This window comes from Phenylobacterium sp., assembly GCF_020402505.1.
GTDB lineage: Bacteria > Pseudomonadota > Alphaproteobacteria > Caulobacterales > Caulobacteraceae > Phenylobacterium.
In genome coordinates this window covers 12958-36758 of record NZ_JADBZL010000121.1, presented here as the reverse complement: position 1 = coordinate 36758, position 23801 = coordinate 12958, and the positions used below count along the sequence as shown (strand labels likewise).

At 67.6% G+C, this 23801-nt stretch carries 19 protein-coding genes and 2 tRNA genes; 14 read left to right on the top strand and 7 right to left on the bottom strand.

Annotation, left to right across the window (positions count from 1 at the left end):
* Positions 1 to 151: 151 nt before the first annotated feature.
* The 7 genes from IM632_RS08980 to IM632_RS08950 all read left to right on the top strand — a co-directional run bounded on the left by IM632_RS08980 (position 152) and on the right by IM632_RS08950 (position 5795).
* Positions 152 to 3268, top strand: coding sequence for a TonB-dependent receptor (locus IM632_RS08980; RefSeq protein WP_296483255.1), 3117 nt, complete (start codon positions 152 to 154; stop codon positions 3266 to 3268).
* A gap of 325 nt (positions 3269 to 3593) precedes the next feature.
* The gene (locus tag IM632_RS08975) at positions 3594 to 4244 is read left to right on the top strand and encodes a cold-shock protein (protein ID WP_296483256.1); all 651 of its coding nucleotides are present in this window, start codon (positions 3594 to 3596) and stop codon (positions 4242 to 4244) included.
* Positions 4245 to 4295: 51 nt separating this feature from the next.
* Entirely contained in the window at positions 4296 to 4787 is a 492-nt protein-coding gene (locus IM632_RS08970; protein WP_293519528.1) for a DUF192 domain-containing protein, read from the top strand.
* The gene (locus IM632_RS08965) at positions 4784 to 5239 is read left to right on the top strand and encodes a PaaI family thioesterase (protein WP_293518799.1); all 456 of its coding nucleotides are present in this window, start codon (positions 4784 to 4786) and stop codon (positions 5237 to 5239) included. The genes IM632_RS08970 and IM632_RS08965 overlap by 4 nt, the downstream gene beginning before the upstream one ends.
* A gap of 50 nt (positions 5240 to 5289) precedes the next feature.
* Positions 5290 to 5366: transfer RNA gene (locus IM632_RS08960), tRNA-Pro, on the top strand.
* Positions 5367 to 5393: 27 nt separating this feature from the next.
* Positions 5394 to 5699 (top strand): ETC complex I subunit, encoded by a 306-nt coding sequence (locus IM632_RS08955; RefSeq protein WP_296483260.1) that lies wholly within the window; start codon positions 5394 to 5396, stop codon positions 5697 to 5699.
* 19 nt (positions 5700 to 5718) lie between these two features.
* Positions 5719 to 5795, top strand: a tRNA-Arg gene (locus tag IM632_RS08950).
* 150 nt (positions 5796 to 5945) lie between these two features.
* On the opposite strand, the gene IM632_RS08945 is transcribed toward IM632_RS08950, so the two are convergent.
* Both IM632_RS08945 and IM632_RS08940 read right to left on the bottom strand, forming a co-directional pair.
* Positions 5946 to 6125: a hypothetical protein gene (locus IM632_RS08945; RefSeq protein ID WP_296483263.1), complete on the bottom strand. Its 180-nt coding sequence runs from the start codon at positions 6123 to 6125 to the stop codon at positions 5946 to 5948.
* A gap of 69 nt (positions 6126 to 6194) precedes the next feature.
* Positions 6195 to 7601, bottom strand: a complete 1407-nt coding sequence (locus tag IM632_RS08940; protein ID WP_296483266.1) for an aldehyde dehydrogenase family protein — start codon at positions 7599 to 7601, stop codon at positions 6195 to 6197.
* A 121-nt stretch (positions 7602 to 7722) separates the two neighbouring features.
* Here IM632_RS08940 and IM632_RS08935 point away from each other — a divergent pair, with 121 nt between their 5' ends.
* Entirely contained in the window at positions 7723 to 9024 is a 1302-nt protein-coding gene (locus IM632_RS08935) for a M20/M25/M40 family metallo-hydrolase (protein WP_296552247.1), read from the top strand.
* Here the strand turns inward: IM632_RS08935 and metC are convergent.
* The 4 genes from metC to IM632_RS08915 are packed head-to-tail and all read right to left on the bottom strand — an operon-like array spanning position 9021 to position 13239.
* Positions 9021 to 10187: a cystathionine beta-lyase gene (gene metC, locus IM632_RS08930; RefSeq protein ID WP_296497545.1), complete on the bottom strand. Its 1167-nt coding sequence runs from the start codon at positions 10185 to 10187 to the stop codon at positions 9021 to 9023. The two genes, IM632_RS08935 and metC, sit on opposite strands and share 4 nt — an antisense overlap.
* On the bottom strand, positions 10184 to 11032 hold the full coding sequence (gene sseA / locus IM632_RS08925; RefSeq protein WP_296483277.1) for a 3-mercaptopyruvate sulfurtransferase: 849 nt from the start codon (positions 11030 to 11032) through the stop codon (positions 10184 to 10186). The genes metC and sseA overlap by 4 nt, the downstream gene beginning before the upstream one ends.
* Positions 11029 to 12030 carry a cysteine synthase A gene (locus IM632_RS08920; protein WP_296483280.1) on the bottom strand — a complete coding sequence of 334 codons (1002 nt, stop codon included), beginning with the start codon at positions 12028 to 12030 and terminating at the stop codon, positions 11029 to 11031. The genes sseA and IM632_RS08920 overlap by 4 nt, the downstream gene beginning before the upstream one ends.
* A 42-nt stretch (positions 12031 to 12072) precedes the next feature.
* A complete protein-coding gene (locus tag IM632_RS08915; protein WP_296483296.1) occupies positions 12073 to 13239 on the bottom strand; it encodes a cyclopropane-fatty-acyl-phospholipid synthase family protein in 1167 nt (388 codons plus the stop codon).
* 217 nt (positions 13240 to 13456) lie between these two features.
* On the opposite strand from IM632_RS08915, the gene kdsA reads away from it, so the two are divergent.
* From kdsA to IM632_RS08895, 4 genes are read left to right on the top strand one after another with little or no spacing between them, the layout of a single operon-like run.
* Positions 13457 to 14311, top strand: a complete 855-nt coding sequence (gene kdsA, locus IM632_RS08910; RefSeq protein ID WP_296483282.1) for a 3-deoxy-8-phosphooctulonate synthase — start codon at positions 13457 to 13459, stop codon at positions 14309 to 14311.
* A gap of 5 nt (positions 14312 to 14316) precedes the next feature.
* Positions 14317 to 15777, top strand: coding sequence for a D-glycero-beta-D-manno-heptose 1-phosphate adenylyltransferase (gene rfaE2, locus IM632_RS08905; RefSeq protein ID WP_296483284.1), 1461 nt, complete (start codon positions 14317 to 14319; stop codon positions 15775 to 15777).
* Positions 15774 to 16775: an ADP-glyceromanno-heptose 6-epimerase gene (rfaD, locus tag IM632_RS08900; protein WP_296483286.1), complete on the top strand. Its 1002-nt coding sequence runs from the start codon at positions 15774 to 15776 to the stop codon at positions 16773 to 16775. Before rfaE2 ends, rfaD begins: the two co-directional genes overlap by 4 nt.
* Positions 16776 to 16784: 9 nt before the next feature.
* Positions 16785 to 17954: a DUF3089 domain-containing protein gene (locus tag IM632_RS08895; RefSeq protein WP_296497547.1), complete on the top strand. Its 1170-nt coding sequence runs from the start codon at positions 16785 to 16787 to the stop codon at positions 17952 to 17954.
* Here IM632_RS08895 and recG read toward each other — a convergent pair.
* A complete protein-coding gene (gene recG / locus IM632_RS08890; protein WP_296483290.1) occupies positions 17896 to 19968 on the bottom strand; it encodes an ATP-dependent DNA helicase RecG in 2073 nt (690 codons plus the stop codon). The two genes, IM632_RS08895 and recG, sit on opposite strands and share 59 nt — an antisense overlap.
* A 61-nt stretch (positions 19969 to 20029) precedes the next feature.
* Here recG and IM632_RS08885 point away from each other — a divergent pair, with 61 nt between their 5' ends.
* Positions 20030 to 20323, top strand: a complete 294-nt coding sequence (locus IM632_RS08885; RefSeq protein ID WP_296483292.1) for a succinate dehydrogenase assembly factor 2 — start codon at positions 20030 to 20032, stop codon at positions 20321 to 20323.
* Entirely contained in the window at positions 20313 to 23801 is a 3489-nt protein-coding gene (mfd, locus tag IM632_RS08880; RefSeq protein ID WP_296483294.1) for a transcription-repair coupling factor, read from the top strand. The genes IM632_RS08885 and mfd overlap by 11 nt, the downstream gene beginning before the upstream one ends.

Sequence of the window (23801 nt, the reverse complement as noted above, 5' to 3'; positions counted from 1 at the left end):
CCGGGCGCTATTCAGACGGGCGGGAGGGGCCACTTGATGCCCGTGGCCTCAGGCGTCCACGAACGCCTTGGAACCTTGCCTCGCGTTGCAAACTATGGACATCCTCCGCGTAATCAGGCGGTGAAACCGCAAACAGGGAGGGAATGAGGCCATGTCAAGGTGCGCGTATCTCTATGCCGGCTCGGCGCTGGCGATCACGATTGGCCTCGGCCTGGCCACAACAGCCGCAGCACAAGGTTCGGCAAGTCCGTCCGGCAACCAGGTCGAGGAACTGGTGATTACCGGATCGCTGCTCAAGACGACCCCGGAAGACGCCGCCCTGCCCGTGGACGTGATCTCCAACGAGGCGCTCAAGGACCAGGGCAGTCCGTCTCTCGTTGACCTTGTGCGGACGATCCCATCGGTCTCCGGCGGAAACATCGGTGAATCCAACCGCTTCCTCGGAGGCGCTGCAGCCGGTGTCGCCACCATCAACCTGCGCGGCCTTGGCCTGACCCGCACCCTTTCGCTGATGAACGGCGAGCGTCTTGCGACCATCACCGCCGCCGGGGGCCAGGAGTTCGTCAACGTCAACGTCGTGCCGACCATCGCAGTCGGACAGGTCGAGGTGCTGCGGGACGGCGCCGCCGCCACCTACGGGTCAGACGCCGTGGCCGGCGTGGTGAACTTCATCACCCGAAGGGACCTCGATGGCTTCGAAGTCAGCGGCAAGTACGCCCTGATCGACGGCTCGCGGGGCGACTACGAAACCGCCGCGGCCTGGGGCGCCAGGCTGGATCGCGGCAACATCCTGCTGGCGGCTTCGTACCGGCGCCGCAGCGAGCTGACCGGCTCGGACCTTCCCTGGACCCTGCCGAACCGGGTCTTCCCTGACAGCCTCAACATCAGCGGGGTCTCGGGTGCAAGCAATCCGGGCGGCTACAACGCCATCCTCGGGACTCCGGTGATCGGGCCGAACGGCGGCTTCGTGCAGGATCCCGCCCGACCGGGCGTTCCGCTGGGCGCGACCCTGTCGCCGACCTTCTCCGACGCCGGCTGCACCCAGCTGGGCGGCCTGTCCTTCGTGCCAAACGGACAGTGCTTTTTCCCGTTCACCTATCACGACAACCGCGTCGCCAACGAGGACCACTATCACCTCTACGGGGAAGCGAACTTCGATGTGAGCGATAACCTGCGGTTCCATGGCGAGGTGCTCTGGACCCGGACGTCCATTCCGGATGATCGCGTCTCCGCGTCCCAGAGCACCGTGCAGTTCCCGACGCCTATCGAGGCCAGCGGCGGGTCTCCCGGCGGCGGCACCTCGCTGATGCCGGCGGCGCCGGGGGCCATTCAGTCACGCTATTATGTGCCCGCCAGCAACCCCGGCCTGCAGGCCCTGTTCAACCCCTGTCCGACGGCCACCCAGCCCCAGATCACTGCGGCCATCTGCGCTGCGGCCCTGACCAACGGCGTGACCATGAACCAGACCCAGTGGCGGCCTGCGGCCCTGGGCGGCAACCCCTTGTACGGCTTTGACGCCGACCGTCAGAGCAACCAGATCACCTCGTTCCGCGTGGTGGGCGGCTTCATCGGCGAGCTCTCGAACGGCTGGGAGTGGCGGGCGAACCTCAACTACATGCGCACGGAACAGGTCAACAAGACCCCGGACCGGTACGTGAACCGCATCCAGCTCGCCCTGCGCGGCCTGGGCGGAGCGAGCTGCAACCCTGCCACGGGGACGCCGGGCGTCGGGGCCTGCCAATATCTCAACCCCTTCGCCAACTCGATCCAGCGCTCCAGCATCAACGGAGCCAACTATGCCCAGGCCACCGGCCTGAAGCAGGGGCCGGCCGTCGACAAGGCGCTCTGGGACTGGCTGCAGGACGATGCGACCAGCACCACGACCCAGCAGCTTGCCACGGCTCAGGCCCAACTCGCCGGGGACTTCGGCGGGTTCAGGCTCTGGACCGACGAGCCCATTAGCTGGGCTGTGGGCGCCCAATGGCGCTACACCCAACGGACCATCGCCCTGTCGACCAACTTTGACGGCGATGCGACCCCCTGCGTCGACAGCCAACCCTACGGGGACGGCACGCCCACCTGCGCCGTGCCTGGAGGGGGTCCGTTCACCTTCATCGGCTCGGGCCAGGAGAGCGATGTCGACCGCACGGTGGCTGCGTTCTTCGGCGAAATCCAGGCGCCGGTTTTGGAGAACGTCGTCGCAAGCCTCGCCATCCGCAATGAGCGGTATGGCGGGAATGTCGGCGACACCACCAACCCCCGTCTGTCGGTCCGCTGGCAGATCACACCCTGGTTCGCAGTCCGCGGTTCCGCCGGCACCACCTTCCGCGCGCCTCCCGTGGCGGCCCTGGACCCCGGCTTCGGCTTCATCCAGGCCCAGTTCACGAACCCGACCACCGGCGCGCCGCTCTACCGTCCGGTACAGACCTACGGAAACCCGAACCTGGATCCGGAGACGGCGAACACCTACAACGTCGGCTTCCTTTTCGACTCCGGCCCGTTCAAGGGTCAGATCGACTTCTTCAGGTTCAACTTCAAGAACGAGATCACGACGGAAACGGCGGCGCGGATCTATGGCACCATGTTCCCTGGCGCCAGCCCGGCGACCTGGCAGTGCGGCAACACCGCCCTGTTTGACCGGTTCCGCTTCGGGACCGAGACGGTCAACTCCACCGTGTACGGCGCCGCGACGGTTCCGACCTGCCATCCAAACAACTTCCTGTCGGTCCGCAACAACGTCATCAATGGCCCGGACACCGACATCAGCGGCATCGATCTGAACGGCTCCTACCGGTGGGATGACTTCGCCAACGGGGCCCTGACCCTCGGCGGCGACGCGAGCATTCTCACCGACTACAAGCGCGGGGCCTCCTACCTGCTGGGGACTAACCTCGTTTATGAGACGGCCCTCAACCGGGCGGGCAAGTCCGAGCTTCTTTCGGCCTTCTATTCCTATCCGAAGCTGCGCGGGAACCTCTTCGCCAACTGGGAGATCGGCGGCAACAATCTCCGCTGGACCACCCGGTACTGGTCGGGCACGGATGATGTGAACGTCGTTGTGGCCGGGACCCGCGCCCAGCGGAAGGACCGGTGGGTTCACGACCTCACCTACCGCCTGACCTATCAGGAAAGGTGGACGGCCACGCTTTCGGTCAAGAACGTGCTGGATAACCAGCCGCCCTTCTACAAGAGCCAGTACAACTACGATTACATGACGCAGAACCCGCTGGGCCGCGTCTTCGAGCTCGGCCTCCAGGCCAAGTTCTGATCCTGCGGGTCGGGCGGGTAGCCCCCGCCGCCCCTCTCATGTTTGCGTTCCCAAGCTGCGACCTGTCCCCCGGGCAGGTCGCAGTGAACGTTTGGGACCCAAGAAAATCTCGCCTGCGCGCCCCGGCGGGTCGTCTCGTCTCCCCGGAAGCCCGACCTGACCAGACCTGACGGCGGCGCCCGGAAGGGCCATTCCGGGGATCCAACTGGACGCCGCAGAAAGGAGCGCATGAAAATCGGCCATTGACGCCGGGTAACAGACAAGAAAAGACTTTCTGTTGCGGGGTTTCGTAAAGGAACCTGGGCTAGTCGGACGAGAGGGGGCCATGTCCGGTTTCGGTTTTGAGGATGATCGGGAGGTGACGGTCCGGATCAGCGGGCGGGTGAAGTGGTTCGATGAGGGCAAGGGCTATGGCTTCATTGTCCCCGACCAGCCCGAACTTACGGATCGCAAGGATGTCCTGATCCACGTGACCTCCCTTCGCGGCGTCGGGCGCGAGGTTGCGCCTGAGGGTGCGTCTCTTTCCTGTTCGGTCGTGCGCCGGCCCAAGGGCTGGCAGGTGTCGGAGATCCACGACTTCGACGACAGCACGGCCCAACCCTCGCAGGAGCGGCGCTTCGACCGGGATGGGGGCTTGCGGCGAGAGCGCGATGGCGGAGGCTATGGCTATTCCCGAGACCGCGACGGCCATGACCGGGGAGGGCGGGGTGGTTTCCAGCCGCGATCCGGCGGCGGCGGGGGTGGCGCGCGTCCGCCCGTGGCTGAGGGTCCCTTCGAGCGCGCCAAGGTGAAATGGTTCAACCGTACCAAGGGATATGGCTTCGTCGTGCGCGAGCAGGAGCCTGGCGACATCTTCGTCCACATCGAAACCCTGCGTCGCGCGGGTGTCGAGGATCTGCAGCCGGGCGAGGATCTGATGGTCCGCTTCGGGAACGGCCCCAAGGGGCTGGTGGTGGCCGAGGTCCAGCTGATCTGACTGGCGCCCCAGTCGGGCCGGGTTTATGGGCAGGGGATGCATTCCCGACTCTTGCGCCTTCTGCTGACGGGGCTCGTCCTGCTGGCCGCCCCTCTGGCCCTTCCGGCCGGTTCCGCCGCCGCCGCGCCGGCGTGCACCGGAAATCCCGAGTTGAAACCCTTACGATCGTTGACTGTGCGGACGGCCAAAGGGGAGTTCCGCTTCCTCGTCGAGGTCGCCGACACCGACCGGGAGCGTGAACTCGGCTTGATGTGCCGCCGCAGCCTGGCGCCAGACCGCGGGATGTTGTTCGATTTTGTCCGGGAGCGACCAGACGCCGCCTTCTGGATGCGCAATACCCTGATCCCCCTCGATATCATCTACATCCGCCGGGACGGCGTGGTGCGCTCCATCATCCGCAACGCCCGACCTCTCGACGAGACGCCAAGGCCTGCGGGCGGCCCGATCCTGGGCGTGCTGGAACTGGCCGGCGGCCGGGCGGCCCAGATCGGCCTTCAGCCCGGCGACCGCATTGACTTTCCCATCTTCCGGAGCCGACCGTGACCCGACGTTTCGCCGCTGAGCCGACGCCTCGCGAGGAGGACATCCTGCCTCCGCCGGGTTTCGTCCAGTCCGCGACCCGCGGACCGTATTCGACGCACAATGGACCCTACTTCCACCGGGAGCCACAGGGAGAGTTGACGGAGCACGCCTTCTTCGCCCTGCCGCGCCACGCCAACGGTCTGGGCCTCGTGCACGGGGGAATGCTGACCTCGTTCATGGACGGCCTCCTGGCCGCCGCCGTCTGGCGGGCTTCTCGACGGTCAAGCGTGACGATCCACCTTGGCGTCGATTTCCTCCACATGGCCCGGGTCGGCGAGTGGATCTTCGGCGAGAGCCGAGTGACCCGGCTGACCCGCGACGTGGCCTTCGTGGAGGGCCGGGCCCATATCGCCGGGACGGACGTCGTCCGGGCCAGCGGGGTCTTCAAGCTGATGCGCAAGGCTGCGGACTGATTGCGAATTTCCGCGAAGACGGCTATCGCGAGCACATGCCGGCGCTCTTTCGGGGCGTAGCGCAGCCTGGTAGCGCATCTGCTTTGGGAGCAGAGGGTCGCGTGTTCGAATCACGCCGCCCCGACCAGAGCCGGCGGGAAGAACGGGGACAGTCATGATCGCGCGTATTTTCCGTCCGTCGAAGACCGCCATGCAGTCCGGCAACGCGCGCGCGCGGGAGTGGATGCTGGAGTTTGCCCCGGCCTCGGCCCGGACGCCGGATCCGCTTATGGGCTGGACCTTGACCGATGACACAAGCGCCCAGGTCCGCTTAACCTTCGAGAGCCGCGATGACGCCGTGGCTTACGCCCAGAAGCACGGTCTGGCCTTTCAGGTGACCGAGCCCAAATCGCCGAAGCGTATCCTGAAAGCCTACGCTGACAACTTTTCCGCTGACCGGAAGCAGCCCTGGACTCACTGAGCCGGTGACCGTTTCCAGAGCGCCCGTAGCTCAACCGGATAGAGCATCCGCCTTCTAAGCGGACGGTTGCAGGTTCGAGTCCTGCCGGGCGCGCCACGATGGCGCCTACTTGGGCGCCGGGACGTCCCCCGGAAATTCGGGGAAGGGCTTGGCGTTGGCCGGGGGTCCGATCACGTACTTCTCGTGGCAGGCGATGCAGGTCTCGTGGAGCCTCCCGCCTTTCGGGCGTCGAGGGTGCGAGCGGTCCTATCCCGCGCCTAGCGGTTCCACTCCGCTTCCGGTCCCGGCCACAGTGGAGGCGGCGTTGACGAGGTCCTCCCGGCTCTCCTCGTCTGTCGGGCAGAGATCCTGCTCGCCGGCCGGCGTCAGCTCGGTCCCCGCGCCGCGCCAGAGGGCCTGGCCGGCGGGATCGACCGCGTGCAGCATGAAGGCGTTCATCGGCAGCGAGGGGTCGAACTTCGCGTCTTGCTCAGCCGGACCGCCGGTTCGTTGGGTTCAGGCCTTCGCCATGTTGATGACGTGCTGTTGGGTGAACTCGGCGAGACCCTCTTCCCCCAGCTCGTTTCCGACGCCCGAGAACTTGGCTCCGCCGAACGGGATATTGGGGGCTAGTTCCGCGTGCTTGTTGATCCATACCGTGCCGGTGTCCATTCGGCCGGCGAGGTCGAGGGCGCGGTCGAGATCCTTGGACCAGATGGAGCCGCCGAGGCCGTACTCCGAGGCGTTGGCCCGGCGTACGGCGTCTTCACCGTCCTTGATCTTGATGACGGGCAGGACCGGACCGAACTGTTCCTCGTCGACCAGGCGGGCCCCATCCTCGATGTCACGGACAATCGTGGGGCGGATGAAGTAACCCTTGCCTTCGGCCCGACCCCCGCCGGCGATCACCTTGCCCTGGGTTCTCGCATCCTCGATCAGGCCCAGCACCTTCTCGAACTGGCTCTTGTTCTGAAGCGGGCCGAGGGTCACGCCCTGCTGCAGGCCGTCTCCGACGACGGCCGCATCGGCCAGCCGCGCCAGTTCGTCGCACATGGCGTCATAAATGCTCTCGTGGACATAGGCGCGCTTTACGGCGATGCAGACCTGGCCGGAGTTCTGGAAGGCGGCGCCGAAGATCTTGGGAGCCGCCTCCTTGGGATCCACGCCGTCGAGCACGATGGCGGCGTCATTGCCGCCCAGCTCCAGCGTCACGCGCTTCAGCGCCTCGGCGGCTCCGGCCATGACCTTCTTGCCGGTCTCGGTAGACCCGGTGAACGACACCTTGCGAATGTCCGGGTGGGAGGTGATCGCCCCGCCCAGGTCGTTGGCGTCGGAGATGATGTTGAGCACGCCCGGCGGCAGGAGGTCCTTCACCAGCTCGCCGATCCGCAGGGTGGTCAGCGGGGTGGTCGCCGCGGGCTTCAGAATGACGGTGTTGCCCGCCAGCAGGGCGGCGGGAACCTTGAAGGCCATCAGGATGATGGGGAAGTTCCAGGGAACGATGGCGCCGACCACGCCGAGGGGGCGACGGCGGGAGATCACCTTGCGGGCGTCCGAGTCCTCGATGACCTTTTCGGGCAGGTCGAGGCTGGCGAAGTAGCGGAAGAAGGCCGCCGCGCCGAAGACTTCGCCCATGGCGTCCTGCAAGGGCTTGCCCTGCTCCTGGACGAGGGTGCGCGCCAGGGTCTCAAGGTCGCCCTGGATGGCGTCAGCCATGGCGAGAAGAGCCTTGCGGCGCTCTTCGATAGGCGTGGCGGCCCAGGCCGGGAAGGCCCGCTTGGCGGCGGCTACGGCCTGGTCCAGCTGGGCCTTCGAGGCGCGCGGACATTCGACCAGGACGTCCTCGGTGGCCGGGTTGATCACCGGCATGACGGCGTCGCCATCCACCAGCTGGCCGTCGATCAGAAGCTTGTAGGGTCCCATGTCGTCCTCCCGCGAAATGACGGCGGCACAATGGGGGGATGACGCCGCGCCAATCAAGCCCGGGCTTGCGCCGGAGGGAGCCTGCGGGTCAATCTCCGATCATCCGGCAAAGGAGAAGTCCATGCTCTCGCGTCTCGCCTGCGGGCTGGCCTGTGTTCTCGTACTCGCGTTCCCGGCCTCGGCGGCCGGCCTGTCCGCTGCAGAGCGGAAGATGGTGTCGCGGATCGACGCCGGACAGGAGGCCCAGCTGGCCCTCCTGGAGGAGCTGGTCGCGATCAACTCGGGCACGATGAATCTGCCGGGTGTCGAGGCCGTGGGCCGGAGGGTGGCCAGGGAATTCCAGGAGCTTGGCTTTGAGGTCCGCTGGAGCCCCATGGCCGAGACGGGTCGGGCCGGTCATCTGATCGCCGTCCACCGGGGCGGCGGAGGGGGACGGCGCATGCTGCTCATCGGGCATCTGGACACCGTCTTCGAGCCGGACAGTCCCTTTAAGGGCTATGTCCGCAACGGCGACACCGTCATCGGACCGGGGGTCAACGACATGAAGGGAGGCATCGTCATCATGATCGGAGCGCTTCGCGCCATGAAGGCCGCCGGAACCCTCAAGAGCGCCGACATTACAGTTGTCCTCACCGGGGACGAAGAGCGGGTCGGCAAGCCGGTCGAGATCGCCAGGCGCGACCTGATCGCCGCAGCCCGGGAGTCCGATGTCGCCCTCGACTTCGAGGGACTCGCCCGGGAGAACGGCGCCGATATGGGTTCCATCGCCCGCCGCTCCTCCAACACATGGACATTGCGGATCAAGGCCAAGCCGGGCCACTCTTCCGGGATCTTTTCCGAGAGCGCCGGATATGGCGCGATATATGAACTCGCCCGCATCCTCGACGCCTTCCGGGAGCAGCTCCGGGAGCCGAACGCGACCTACAGCGTCGGTCTCGTGCTCGGGGGCGCCGACGCCGCCTTCAACCGGGACGGGACGGGCGGAAAGGCCTCCGGTAAGGGGAATGTCATCCCGGGAGAGGCGCTGGCCATCGGTGACCTTAGGACCCTTTCCAATGACCAGACGGAGAGGCTCAAGGCCCGGATGGAGGCCATTGTCGGGGACAGCCTTCCCGGCGCCAAGGCAACCCTGGAGTTCACAGAAGGCTATCCTGCCATGCCCCCGACCGAGGGCGCGCGCCGCCTTCTGGGAGAGCTGAACCTCGTGAACCGCGACCTGGGCTATCCGGTGATGCGCGAGCTTGACCCCCTGCGCCGAGGCGCCGGAGACATCGCTTTCGTCTCGCACCTGGTCGATGGGCTCGTGGGACTGGGCGCGGGCGGGGAGGGGGCCCACGCTCCTGGCGAGACCATGGACATTCCCGCCATGCAGCGGCAGACCCGGCGGGCGGCCCTCTTCATGAGCCGGCTGGCGGCGCGCTAGCCACCCGCCGCCGCCTGGAAGGCGGCGAGGCCCCGTTCCAGGTCGGCGATGAGGTCTGCTGGATCCTCGAGGCCGATGTGCAGCCGGACCAAGCCTCCGCCATACTCCCTGCGGAATTTGCGCACCTTGAGCTGGGGATCGCAGTTGATGGCCAGACTCTCGAACCCGCCCCAGGAGAAGCCCAGGCCGAAGACTTCCAGGGCGTCCAGGAAGGCCGCAGTCGCCGCCTCCGGGGCGGGCTTCAGGATAAGGGCGAAAAGTCCGCAGGCGCCCGAGTAGTCCCGCTTCCAGATTTCGTATCCCGGCGCGCCGGGCAGGGCGGGGTGGAGGACGGCGGCGACCTCCTCCCGGCCCAGCAGCCATTCAGCGATGGCCCGGCCGCTCTCTTCATGCCGCCGGAGACGGACATCCAGGGTGCGCAATCCCCTCAGCATGGCGTAGGCGTCCTCGGCGGCGACAGACCAGCCGATGTCCACCACGCCGGCCTGCAGGCGGCTGGCGATTCCGGTCTCCCGGGCTGCCGCCGAGCCCATGAAGGCGTCGGAATGTCCGCCCACATACTTGGTCAGAGACTGGATAGAGACATCCACGCCATGATTCAGAGGCTTGAAGAGATGTCCTGCGCCCCAGGTGTTGTCGATGAGACTGAGGACGCCCCGGGATCGGGCGGCTGCGGCGAGGCCGGGCACATCCTGCATCTCAAAGCTCAGAGAGCCTGGACTTTCCAGGAAGAGAACCCGGGTCCTCGACCCCATGAGGCCGGCGATAGCGTCTGTCGGGAGCGTCGGGTCATAGTATTGTGTCTGGACGCCGAGCCGCGCCAGGGTTCGGTCGCAGAACCGGCGAGTGGGCTTGTAGGCCGTGTCGACCATCAGCAACTCGTCTCCGGCCTGAAGCACGGCGAGAAGTGCCCCGGCCGTAGCGGCGACGCCGCTGGGGTAGAGCTCAACCGAGGTCGCCTGCTCCAGGTCGCAGAGAGCGGCCTTGAGGGCCTCATGGGCTGCAAGACCGGCCCGACCGTAGGTGACGAAGGCGTCATCGTCATACAGAGCCGCCGTATCCGGAAGCAGGACGGTGGAGCCTTTCTGGATAGCCGGATTGACGGTCTGCGCCCCGCTTGCCGATGCGGCTGGCGGATGCACGAGGCGGGTCGGCGGCCTCATGCGCCGCCTGTCGCGATGTCTCCGCCGCCATCGCGGCCCCATTCGGCCCAGGAGCCGTCATAGACGGCCGCGGGCGCCCCGAGAACCTCCAGGGCGAGGGCGAGCACCGAGGCGGTGACCCCTGATCCACAGGTGGCGATGATGGGGCGCGCCAGGTCCACTCCCGCCTCACGGAAGGCTTCCGATAACGCAGCGACTGATTTCAGCTGGCCCTCACGGGTCAGGAGCTGGTCGAAGGGCAGGTTCCTGGCCCCGGGCATGTGGCCGGACCTGAGGCCGGGCCGGGGTTCCGGCGCCTCCCCCCGGAAGCGGAGCGCGCTGCGGGCGTCGACGACCTGAGCGGAGCCCTTCGCGAGGGCCGTGGCGACATCCTTCCGGTCCCGCAGTCGCGCGGGATCGAAGTTCACCGCGGCAATGCCTTGGCGAGGCGGTGTCGGGGCTCCGGTCTCCAGCGGAAGACCGGCGGCCTTCCAGGCCCTCAGACCCCCGTCGAGCACCCTGACCCGCTCCATGCCCATGACTCTCAAGGTCCACCAGACCCTGGCGGCGGAGCGGATCCCGAAGCTGTCGTAGACCACAATGTCGACGTCCGGGGTCAGCCCGAGCGTCTTTGCCGAGTCTGCAAAGGCGGCGGGCGACGGCAGCATATGCGGAAGGTCCACCGAGGTGTCGGAAATCGCGTCGATGTCGAAGAAGACTGCCCGGCGGATCCGCTCGCGGTTGAACTCCTCGCGACCTGAGCGCCCTTCAGCCGGCAGGAACCAGCTGGCGTCAATAATCCGGAGATCCGGGTCCTCCAGGCGAGACGCCAGTTCGGCGACGGTGATCAGTGGCGAGGGGCTCACGCCAGCCACCCCGGCACGGGAAGCCCCCGCTCGGCAAGAAAGGCGGGATTGTAGATCTTGCTCTGGTACCGGGCGCCCTGGTCGCAGAGGATGGTCACAATGGTATGACCGGGCCCGAGGTCCCGCGCCATTCGAATGGCGCCCGCCACGTTGATCCCGGTCGATCCGCCCATGATCAGGCCCTCGTGGGTGGCCAGGTCGAAGATCACATCGAGCATTTCGTCATCAGGGACCTGGTAGGGCATGTCCACGACCAGTCCTTCAAGGTTCGCCGTGATGCGGCCTTGGCCAATGCCCTCCGAAATTGAGGTCCCCTCGGACTTCAGCTCACCGTGGGCGTACCAGTTGTAAAGGGCTGCCCCCATCGGGTCCGCCAGGCCGATCCGCACCGAGGGGTTGCGCGCCTTCAGCGCCTCGGCGACCCCGGCCAGAGTACCGCCGGAGCCCACGGCGCAGATGAAGCCGTCGACCCGCCCGCCAGTCTGTTCCCAGATCTCGGGGCCGGTCGTCTCGACGTGGGCCTGCCGGTTGGCGACATTGTCGAACTGGTTGGCCCAGATGGCCCCGTTGGGCTCCGTCCGGTTCAGTTCCTCGGCCAGACGACCGGAGTAACGCACGTAGTTGTCGGGGTTGGAGTAAGGGACGGCGTCCACCTCCACCAGTTGGGCGCCCAGAAGGCGGATAGCGTCCTTCTTCTCCTGGCTCTGGGTGCGCGGGATGACGATGGTGGTGCGGTAGCCCAAGGCCTGGCCGACCATGGCCAGCCCGATGCCGGTGTTGCCCGCCGTCCCCTCGACAATGCGCCCGCCGGGACGCAGAAGGCCCCGGCGCTCGGCGTCCCGGATGATATAGAGGGCGGCGCGGTCCTTTACGGACTGCCCCGGATTCATGAACTCAGCCTTGCCCAGGATCTCGCAGCCCGTAGCGTCGCTGGCCCGGTTCAGGCGGATAAGGGGGGTCCGCCCAATGGCTTCGAGGACATTCCGCGCAATGGTCATGGAGGCTATCTAGGGCGTCCCGGGAGATGTCGCCATGCCAGGTCAGGCTCTGGAGAGGCCAATCTGGATGACATCGGTGCGGCCGGTGCGGAACCCGGCTTCGCAGTAGCTGAGGTAGAATTCCCAGATGCTCCGGAACCGTTCGTCGAAGCCCAGGCGGCGGATTTCGTCCCAGGCGGCGCCGAATCGCTGCTTCCAGATCGCGAGGGTCGCGGCGTAATCCAGCCCGAACCGGTCCGGCTCGCTCCAGGCCAGTCCTGCCCGCCCGGTCTCCTGCCTGAGCCGAGATTCCGAAATCAGCATGCCGCCCGGAAAGATGTAGCGCTGGATGAAGTCCGCCCGGCGGCGGTAGCCCTCAAAAAGTTCGTCCTGGATCGTGATGATCTGCAGGCCGGCGCGCCCATCAGGCTTCAGCCGGTCGTGGACGGTCTGGAAGTAAGTAGGCCAGTACTTCTCGCCGACGGCTTCAAACATCTCGATCGAGGCCACCCGGTCGAACACGCCCGTGACGTCCCGGTAATCGATCAGCTGGATGTCCGCCCGCTCCGACAGCCCCGCCTCGAACATCCGCCGACGGGCGAAGTCGTGCTGCTCCCTGGAGATGGTGATGCCGGTGACCTGGGCGCCAATCTCCCCTGCCGCGAACTCCGCAAACCCGCCCCATCCGCAGCCGATTTCCAGCACGTGATGGTCCGCCGAAAGCGACATCGTGCGGGCCAGGGCCCCGTACTTCTCCTTCTGCGCGGCCTCCAGGCTATCCGCCCCGTTCTGGTAGCGCGCGGAGGAGTAGGTCATCGAAGGATCGAGCCAGCGGGAGTAGAAGGCGTTCCCGAGATCGTAGTGGGCGTGGATGTTGCGGCGCGATCCTCTGCGGGAATTGGCGTTCAGCACATGGCCCAGGAAGTTGAGGACGCCCACGAGCGGATTGCCTTCCGTTACGTGGGTCAGGTTCTGGAAGTTCAGGCTGAACACCGAGAGCACCGCCGTGAGGTCCGGGGTCTCCCACTCCCCGGCGGCGTAGGCTTCAGCGAACCCGATATCGCCCGCCATCAGCGCCCGTCGGATGAACCGGAAGTTGCGGATTCGGATGATCGCCGAGGGGCCGCCGGCGTCGGAACGGAGTCGCAGGGCCCGACCGTCAGGCGTTACGAACGTCACATCGCCGGCCATCCAGCCCCGGGTCATCGTGTCGAGGGCCGAGCGGAAGATTCCCGGAAGCCCCTTGAGCGCAGGCGCCCGCCTCACGGCCCCGGGATGAACGGCGAGGGTGTTCAGACAGATTTCCTGGGCAGACGACACGTCCTGCGACTCCTGAGCGATTCCGGCGACTGACCGGCATAGGCAGGCGCATTTCCGGCTTGTACAGCGCTTCGCCGCACGTCACTTAACGCCCTTGAGTTCACACTCGTCTCGCAGGAGCGCCGAATTGTCCAGTCTGAACGCCGTCGTCGAGCTTTCGCCGCCGTCTGGCCGTTCGGTGCGGATCGGCAACCGCGAGCGGCTGGCGATCATCGCTGGTCCCTGCCAGCTTGAGAGCCGGCAGCACGCCCTGGAGACGGCTTCCGCGCTGCGTGAAATCGCCCAGCGCCTCGACATAGGACTGATCTACAAGACGTCGTTCGACAAGGCCAACCGCACCTCCGCACGCGCCGCCAGGGGGATCGGGCTGCGCTCAGCCCTGCCCATCTTCGCCGAGATCCGCGAGAGCCTCGGCCTCCCGGTCCTCACCGACGTCCACGAACGGGAACAATGCGCGCCGGTCGCCGAAGCGGTGGACGTCCTGCAGATACCGGCCTTTCTCTGCCGCCAGACGGACTTGCTGGTCGCCGCCGCCGAGACCGGGCGGGCGGTCAACGTCAAGAAGGGGCAGTTCCTCGCGCCCGGCGACATGGCGAACGTGATCGCCAAGATCAGCGGCGCCGGCAACCCGAACGCCCTGGCTACGGAGCGGGGCGTCACCTTCGGCTACAACACCCTGGTGAGCGACATGCGCGCCCTGCCGGTTATGGCCGCGATCGGCTGCCCGGTCGTCTTCGATGCGACCCACTCGGTCATGCAGCCGGGGGGGCAGGGTGACCGGTCCGGAGGCCAGAGGGAATTCGTCCCTGTCCTGGCCCGGGCAGCGGTGGCGGTGGGGGTGGCGGCGGTCTTCATGGAGACCCATCCGGATCCCGACAACGCCCCCTCCGACGGACCCAACATGGTCCCGCTCGCGCAGTTCGAGGGTCTGGTTCGGGATCTCCTCGCTTTTGACGCCCTGTCCAAGAGGCTTGAGGACTGAAGGCCATGGAGTTCACCGCCCTCCAGGACCTGATCCGCGGCATACCGGGTGTGCGTGTTATCTGCGTCGGCGACGTCATGGTGGACCGCTTTGTCTACGGCGAGGTGACCCGGCTTTCCGCCGAAGCGCCGATCCCTGTCCTGGCGCGACGGCGCGAGATGGTCATGCTGGGCGCCGCCGGCAATGTCGCGCGCAATGTGTCGGCCCTGGGCGGGCAGGTCGCCCTGGTGGGCGTCATCGGCTCCGATATCGAGGGCCGGGAGGCCCTGCGCCTTGTGGGTGATGACGGGAGGATCGAGGGCGCCTTGGTCACCGACACGGCGCGTCCGACCACCCTGAAGACCCGCTTCATTTCCGGCGGGCATCAACTGCTTCGCGTGGATGTAGAAGAGACGGACGCCGTCTCGGCGGAGACATCGGTCCGCCTCGCACGCGCTGTGCGCGACGTAGCTCCCGGCTCCGGGGTGATCATCCTGTCCGACTACGGCAAGGGCGTCGTGACGGATGAGGTCATCGCCGCTTGCCGAAATTCGGGTCTGCCCGTCCTGGTAGACTCCAAGGCCCGCTCCTTCCAGCGCTACGGCGCCGTGGACGTCATCAAGCCCAACGCTTCGGAACTGGCCCGCGCCTCTGGCCTGCCTACAGGAACAGACGCCGAGGTCGAGGCCGCCCTGGCCCGGGCCCTCGAGCTCTGCGAGGCCCGGGCCATCCTTGTGACGCGGGCGGCCCAGGGCATGTCACTTGCGGTGCGAGGCCAGTCGATCCGTCACTTTCCGGGAACACCTCGGGAAGTCTTCGACGCGTCCGGCGCCGGCGACACCGCCATCGCCGCCCTGGGGACCGGCCTGGCGGCGGGGAAGTCGATCGAAGACGCCATTGCCTTCGCACTGCTGGCATCGGGGGTCGCGGTCGGTAAGGTCGGCACCGCTACGGTCACGCCTGACGAGCTTGTCGAGGCGGCCCTTTCGGCCCACATGGCCGCCGCCGAGGCCAAGGTCGCCACGGTCGCCCGGATGGTCGAGGAGATCGCCCGATGGCGAGCCAGGGGTCTTCGGGTCGGCTTCACCAACGGGTGCTTCGATATCCTGCATCGGGGGCATGTGGCCTACCTGGCTCAGGCCCGTAGCTGGTGCGACAGGCTTATCGTCGGCGTGAACTCCGACCGCTCGGTCCGCGCCCTCAAAGGCGAGGGCCGGCCCGTAAACGACCTCGAAAGTCGCGCCCTGGTCCTCGCCGGCCTCGCCAGCGTCGACCTCGTCGCGCCGTTTGATGAGGATACACCCCTCGAACTGATCCGCTCGGCCCGGCCCGACGTCCTGATCAAGGGCGCCGACTATGCAGAGTCGGAGGTGGTGGGGGGCGATCTGGTCCGGGGCTGGGGCGGAGAGGTCCGCCTGGCTCCCCTGGTCGAGGGGTATTCAACAACCGCCGCCATCCGTCGGATGGCCGGGGAGGGGCGAGAGTGAGCCGCAGGATCATCTTTGTCACCGGCGGCGCCGGCTTCATTGGATCGAACATTGTCGCCAGACTGGCCGAGGACCGTAGCCTTGACGTTGTGGTGTGCGACCGCCTTCGGGAGGCCGACCTCGGCAAGTGGCGCAACCTGTCCAAGCACGCCATCGGCGACTTCGTGGCGCCGGGGGACATGTTCGACTGGCTTGAGAAGCGCTGGCGGGACGTCGAGGCCGTCGTCCACATGGGCGCCATCTCCTCGACCATGGAGACGGACGCGGACCAGATCATCCAGACGAATTTCGGCCTGAGCCGGGATCTATACCGCTGGTGCGCCGACCGCCAGCGCCGCTTCGTCTACGCCTCGTCGGCGGCCACCTACGGCCACGGCGCCCAGGGCTTCGAGGACCAGGACGACTTTGAGAGCCTCGCCGCACTCCGACCCCTGAACGCCTACGGATGGTCGAAGGCCCTGTTCGATGTCTTCGCCGCGCGCCAGGCCGCACGGGAGTACGCCCCGCCCCAGTGGGCGGGGCTGAAGTTCTTCAACGTTTACGGACCCAATGAGGGGCACAAGGGTCCTATGAGGTCCGTCGCCACACAGATTTGGCCGTCCATCCGGGACGGACAGTCCGTCCAGCTCTTCAAATCTTACCGGGAAGGGGTGCCGGACGGGGGGCAGAAGCGGGATTTCGTCTATGTGCGCGATGTCGCCGACGTGGTCGCCTGGCTGCTCGCGTCGCCCGAGGTGAACGGCGTCTTCAATCTGGGCTCCGGAAAGGCGCGGACCTTCGAGGACCTTGCCAGGGCCGTCTTCGCCGCCGCCGGAAAGCCGGAGCGGATCGACTACATTCCGATGCCGGCGGCTCTGCGGGATCGCTATCAGTATTTCACCGAGGCGCGCATGCAACGGCTCGCGGAGGCGGGCTATTCGGGGGGCTTCACGACCCTTGAGGCCGGGATCGAGGACTATGTCCGGGGATTCCTGGCGACCGATGATCCTTACCGATAGGCGAGGTCCATGACCGGCGAAACCGGGTCCGAAGCCGTCGTCCCGCCTCTCCGCCGGCGTCCGCGTCTTGGACTTTGGCTGGGTCTTGGCGTCCTGGTTCTTCTGGCGGCCTTTGCCTTCATTCGCCGTGACGACATCCGGCTCGCCGCCATGGACCCGGGCAAGCCGTTCCAGATCTACACGCCACCGCCTGCGCCGGACTATGACCGGCCAGAGGCCTGGCACCTGCTCCCCCAAGGCCCGGGCAAGGCCGGCGAGGCGGACGTCTTCTTCCTTGGGCCGACCACCTACTCCGGCCCGGATCACTGGAACGGCCCGATCGACGACCCCGTCTCGGCGGATGTGTTTCGGCGCGTGATGGCGCCAAATCTTGTGGGACCCTTCGCCGGGACCGGCCGGGTGTTCGCCCCCAGGTACCGGCAGGCCGGCCTGTACTCCTTTACAACGCTCCGCGAGGACGCGCGCGAGGCGCGGCGTTTCGCTTATGTCGATGCGGAGGCGTCCTTCCTGAACTTCCTGGCCAGATCCGGGCCGGACCGACCCATCCTCATCGTTGGAGTCGAACAGGGCGGGGCCCTTGCGGCTCGACTGCTCACCGAGGTGGGGTCCCTCCCTTCCGTAAGGAACCGGATTGCCGGCGCGTGGCTGATCGACACGGTGGCCCCGGCGGATAATCCGCCTCTCCCGCCCTGCACATCTCCGGAGCAGTCGGGATGCCTGGCCGCCTGGGCCTGGGCCTATGATGATGATGCGACCCATGCCCGCGACCTTCAGGACCGCTCGCTCGTCTGGTCGGGACCGGACCTCGTCAACCTGGGTGAGCGTCTTCCGCTCTGTTACAATCCGCTGCTGCAGGCGACGACGAACGAGGCGGCGCCTGCGCGCCTGGCCCGGGGGGCGACGAACGCCACCGGCCTGGAATGGGGAGCGCGCCCGCCCTTCGTCACCCGGCAGGTCAGCGCGCGTTGCGTTGACGGCGTGCTCCGCGTCTCCCGGCCCGAGGCGCGGATGCTCCGGCCCTTCGGCTCCTGGGAGGATCGTCTGCGGACCCCGGGTTTCAATCTCTTCTACGCTGATATCGAGGCCGATGCCCGGACCCGACTGGCCGCGTTCAAGGCTCTCAGGCGGCCTTCATCCCCGTCTCCGGCCGCCAGTCAAACAGGGCCTGGAGCACCTTGAGCGCCTCGCCCCTCGGCGTTGTGAAACCAGGGTCCCGGGCCAGGATCAGCCGGGCGTCGTCGCCAGCCGCGAGGATCAGGTCCCGGTGGACGAAGGGATCCACAAAGACGTAGTCCGGAAACCCGGACTGGCGCAGTCCAAGGGCGTCTCCTCCGCCGCGGAGCTCAAGGTCGGTCTCGGCGATGGCGAACCCGTCGTCCGATCGGCGAAGGATGTCCAGCCGCCTCTGGGCGGTTTCAGAGAGCGGCGGATCATAGAGAAGGACACAGGCGCTTTCCGCCCTTCCGCGTCCGACCCGGCCCCGCAGCTGGTGAAGCTGGGCGAGCCCGAACCGCTCCGCCTGCTCGATGACCATGATGGTGGCGTTGGGCACGTTGACGCCGACCTCCACCACCGTCGTCGCCACCAGGACCCGCACCTTGCCGGAGGCGAAGTCGGCCATGACCGCGTCCTTCTCCGTCGGCGCCAGCTTGCCGTGGACAAGGCCGACCTTGCCGCCCAGGCGGACCCGGAGGTCCTGAGCCCGCCTCTCGGCAGCCTTGAGGTCCACGAGTTCGGACTCGCTGACGAGGGGACAGATCCAGAAGGCCTGGGCGCCGCCAAGCACCGCCGCCACCAGCCGGTCCTCCACCTCGATCAGCCGGGTCATCGGCGCCGCCCGCGTCGCCACCGGGGTCCGTCCCGGCGGCTTGCCGATGATCCGGCTGACATCCAGGTCGCCGTAGGCGGCGAGTTCGAGGGTTCGGGGAATGGGCGTGGCGGACATGGAGAGCAGGTGGACCCCGACGCCTTTCTCCAGGAGCCGCTGTCGCTCGCCAACGCCGAAGCGGTGCTGTTCGTCGATGACCGCGAGGGCGAGGTCGGCGAAGCGCACCTCATCCTGGAAGAGGGCGTGGGTGCCGACCGCCACCGCCGCGACGCCGCAGGCGAGACGTTCGAGCTTTTCCCGGCGGGCGGGACCCCTGTCCCTTCCGGTCAGCAGGACCACCCCTATCCCGTGCGCCTCGAGGGGGCCAGCGAGGGTCTCGAAGTGCTGCCGGGCGAGAATCTCGGTGGGGGCCATGAGGGCGCCCTGCGCGCCGGCCGCGGCCGCGTCGGCGAGGGCCAGCATGGCGACCACGGTTTTTCCCGACCCCACATCGCCCTGGAGCAGGCGGCTCATCCGTTGACCCGAGGCCAGGTCGTCCCGGATCTCCTTCAGGGAGGTCTGCTGGTCCGGCGTCAGTCGGAAGGGCAGGCCGCCTTCGACCCTGCCGGCGAGGTCCGAGGCGGGCAGCGGGCGACCGGCCCCGGCGCGTCGATGGGCCCTTCGCTGGGCCATCGCCAGCTGGTGGGCGAGGAGCTCATCATAGGCGAGGCGGCTCCTCGCCGGCGCGGCGGGAGACAGGTCCGCCTCCCCGGCGGGAGCGTGCAGGTTTCGGATCGCCTCGCGCCAGGAGGGAAAGCCGCGCCCCTGGCGCCAGGCGGGATCCTGCCACTCGGGAAGGTCCGGTGCGCGCTCCAGGGCGGCCAGGACAAAGCGGCGGACCAACCGCGGGGCGAGGCCGCCGCCGGCCGGATAAACGGTCTCGACCTCGGGGATGTCCCCCACCCGGGACTCCTCCACCACATAGTCCGGATGCACCATCTGCAGATCGAGGCCGAAGCGCTCCAGACGCCCGGAGACCCATCGTCGGGCGCCGACAGGCAAGCGGCCATCCATCCCCCGCGCCGAGTTGCCGAAGTAGACCAGGTCCAACTGGCCGGTTTCGTCGCTGGCGCGGATCCGCAGCGGCTGCTGCGGCGAGCGCGGCTTCAGGTGATCCGTCACAGTGACCAGGACGGTTGCGGTCTCCTCGGGGCGGGCCTCGGCGACGGTTCGACGCGGTCGACGCACAAGGTTGTGGGGCGCCAGGAAGAGAAGATCCCTGATCAAGGGGCCGGCGATCTTCTCAAGGGCGGGCGCGATGCGGGGTCCGACGCCCTTGAGGCTGGCGATCGGCGCGAAGAGGGGAAAGAGAATCTCGGGCCGCATGGGTCCTTTTCCGACCGCCGCTGGCCAAGTCGGCCGTCGCGCACTATACCCGCGCCGTCACATGTCTATCCACGATGAAACGCGCCTGAAGAGGCTCTCATTCCGCGCCTGGCGGCGCGGGTTCCGCGAGGCGGACCTCATCCTGGGTCCGTTCGTGGATGAGCACGCCCGCGACCTCACACTGGAGGCCCTTGACGCCCTCGAGGATCTCCTCGCCCACCCGGACCAGGACCTCTACGCCTGGATCGTCGAGCGTGAGGCGCCGCCGGAGGGTGTCGACCTCGCCATCCTGACGGCCATCCGCCAGTTCCGTGACACCGTCCACAAGCTTCCCGGGGCTGTGCGTGGCGGCTGACGGCGGGGCGTCGCCCGGCCCGGCGGAACTTCGGCGTCTCGCGGAGGACCCCGGGCGGCTGGAGGTGTCCGGCGCGCCGGAGGGGTTCGACGCCCTTGTCCTGGCTGACCTCATACGCCGCCGGAAGGGGCCAGCCCTCTTCATCGCCCGGGACGGCGCCCGGCTCTCCGCCTTCGTCGAGTCCTTTCGCTTCTTCGGCCAGGGGGTCGAGGTGCTGGAGCTGCCGTCTTGGGATTGTCTGCCCTATGACCGCTCCGGTCCGTCCTCCGGCGTCTCCGCCAGGCGCATGGCCGCCCTGGCGCGGCTTGCCGCGCAGACGACCTGGGATCGGCCATTCCTCGTCGCGACAACCATCGCCGCCGCGAGCCAGAGGCTGCCGCCCCGAAGCGCCGTGGCGGGTGCAGGCTACGCCGCGCGGGTCGGGCGCGTGGTCGACGTGGCGGACCTGGAGCGCTACTTCGCCGTCAACGGCTACCACCGGGCCTCGACCGTCTCGGAAAAGGGTGAGTTCGCCATTCGCGGAGGCGTCATCGACGTCTTCCCGACGGCCTCGGTCGAGCCTGTTCGCCTCGACCTCTTCGGAGACACCCTGGAGTCGATCCGGGCCTTCGATCCGGAAACCCAGAGATCGACCCGGCAACTGACGGAAGTCTCCCTGCCGCCCGCCAGCGAGGTGCTGCTGGACGAGGCCGCCATTTCCCGGTTCCGGCGGGGATATGCAGAGGCCTTCGGCGCGCCCGGGGGGGATCCGCTCTACGAAACCGTCAGCGAAGGCGGTCGTCGCGCGGGCATGGAGCACTGGCTGCCCCTCTTCTACGGTGGCCTGGAGACCCTCTTCGACTACCTGCCGGACGGAATCCTGGTGGCCCTGGACGCCCTCGCCGAACCGGCCCTCGAAGATCGGTTCGCCCAGGTCGCGGACGCCTTCGAGGCGCGGGACCAGGCCGATCGCCGAAGCCAGTATCGCCCCCTGCCGCCCGAGACCCTCTATCTCTCGCCCGAGGGTCTGGCGGCCGAACTCTCCGGCCGGAGCGTCCGGTGTTTCAGCAGCCTGTCCGGCGAGCCCGGCGTTCTGGCTGTGGACATGGGCGCCCGGATCGGCCGGTCCTTCGCCGCGGAACGTCGCCAGGACTCGGTCAACCTCTTCGAGGCCGCCGTGGAGCACGCCAAGGCTCTCTCGGCTTCGGGCAAGCGAGTCCTCTTCGCCTCCTGGACGGAGGGATCGTCCGCGCGCCTGGCCCTGATGCTCGCCGATCATGGCCTCGCCCCGCCGCCGCTCGCGCCCTACTGGGATGCGGCCCGGGCGGCGGACCCCAGGCAGCCCCAGAGGGTGGTGCTGCCGCTGGAAGCCGGCTTCGAGACGCCAGAGCTTGCGGTCATCGCCGAGACCGACATCCTGGGGGATCGTCTGGCCCGTCCCGGTCGACGGCGCCGGGCGTCGAACTTCCTGGCGGAAGCCTCCGCCCTGACCCCCGGGGACCTCGTCGTTCACATCGACCACGGTATTGGCAGGTATGAAGGCTTGCGCACTCTGGATGTCCAGGGCGCACCCCACGACTGCCTTGAGCTCCAGTATGGCGGCGAGGCCAAGCTCTATCTGCCGGTCGAGAATATCGACCTGTTGACCCGCTATGGCTCGGAAGGCGAGGGGGTCCAGCTGGATCGCTTGGGCGGCGCCGCCTGGCAGTCCCGAAAGGCTCGGGCCAAGGCTCGCCTTCGCGACATGGCGGAGGGCCTGATCCGGATCGCCGCCGAGCGTTCGATGCGGGTCACGGACGCCGTCACACCTCCGCAGGGCGTCTTCGAGGAATTCTGCGCCCGCTTCCCCTTCGAGGAGACCGACGACCAGCTGGCGGCGATCGAGGATGTTCTGGAGGATTTCGCCTCGGGTCACCCCATGGACCGGCTGATCTGTGGAGACGTGGGCTTCGGCAAGACCGAGGTGGCCCTGCGCGCCGCCTTCGTGGCGGCGATGAGCGGCCTTCAGGTGGCGGTCATCGCGCCGACCACCCTTCTGGCCAGACAGCACTTCAAGACCTTCAGCGAGCGGTTCCAGGGTTGGCCTGTCCGGGTGGCGCGGCTCTCCCGCCTGACTCCGCTCCGCGAGGCCGCCGAGACCCGGGAGGGCCTGAAGAAGGGCGAGATCGAGGTGGTGATCGGCACCCACGCCGTCCTGTCCAAGCAGGTGGAATTCTCGCACCTGGGCCTCGTCATCGTCGACGAGGAGCAGCACTTCGGCGTCAAGCACAAGGAGAAGCTCAAGGAGCTGCGGGCCGACGTCCACATGCTGACCCTGACGGCCACACCGATCCCGCGGACCCTGCAGATGGCGCTCTCCGGCATCCGCGAGATGTCGATCATCGCCACGCCGCCGGTGGACCGCCTTGCGGTGCGCACCTACGTCACGCCCTTCGATCCCGTGACGCTCCGGGAGGCCCTGCTCCGTGAGAAGTTCCGTGGCGGCCAGGCCTACTACGTCGTGCCGCGAATCTCGGACCTGCCGGACATTGAGCGGTTCTTGCGCGAACAGGTTCCGGAGGTCCGGTTCGTGGTTGGCCATGGCCAGATGGCGCCCACCCAGATCGAGGCTGTCATGAGCGCCTTCTACGACGGCGAGTACGACGTCCTGCTGTCCACGACGATCGTAGAGAGCGGTCTCGACATTCCGACCGCCAACACCCTTGTGATCCACCGTGCCGACATGTTCGGTCTCGCCCAGCTCTACCAGCTACGGGGCCGGGTCGGCCGGGCCAAGGCGCGCGCCTACGCCTATCTCACGACGCCCTCGGAAAAGCAGATCACCCTGGCGGCCGAGCGACGCCTGAAAGTGCTGCAGTCCCTCGACAGCCTGGGCGCGGGCTTCCAGCTGGCCAGTCACGACCTCGACCAGAGGGGCGGCGGCAACCTGCTAGGCGAGGAGCAGTCAGGCCACATCCGCGAGGTCGGGGTCGAGCTCTACCAGCAGATGCTCGAGGACGCGGTCGCGGAGTTGAAGGCGCGCGGGGATTCCGGTCCTGCTCCCGATCGCGGATGGAGTCCGCAGATCAACACCGGCGCCGCCGTCCTGATCCCGGAGGCCTACGTCCCGGACCTCAACGTCAGGCTCGCCCTGTATCGAAGGTTGTCAGACGCCGAGCAGGCCTCGGACCGCGAGGCCCTGGCCGCCGAACTGATCGACCGCTTTGGGCCCCTGCCGCACGAGGCGGCGCAACTCCTGAAGGTCGTCGGCATCAAGGGCATGTGCCGGCAGGCCAATGTCTCCAAGATCGACGTAGGACCCAAGGGCGCCGTGGTCAGCTTCCGGAACGATACCTTCGAAAACCCCGTGGGCCTGGTTCAGCATGTGCAGAAGAACGCAGTCTCCTGGCGGATCCGGCCGGACAACAAGGTGGTGATCAAGGGAGAGTGGGAGACGCCCGCCCAGCGGCTGAGCGCTGCAGACATGATCCTGAAGGCTCTGACCGATCTCGCGGCCTGA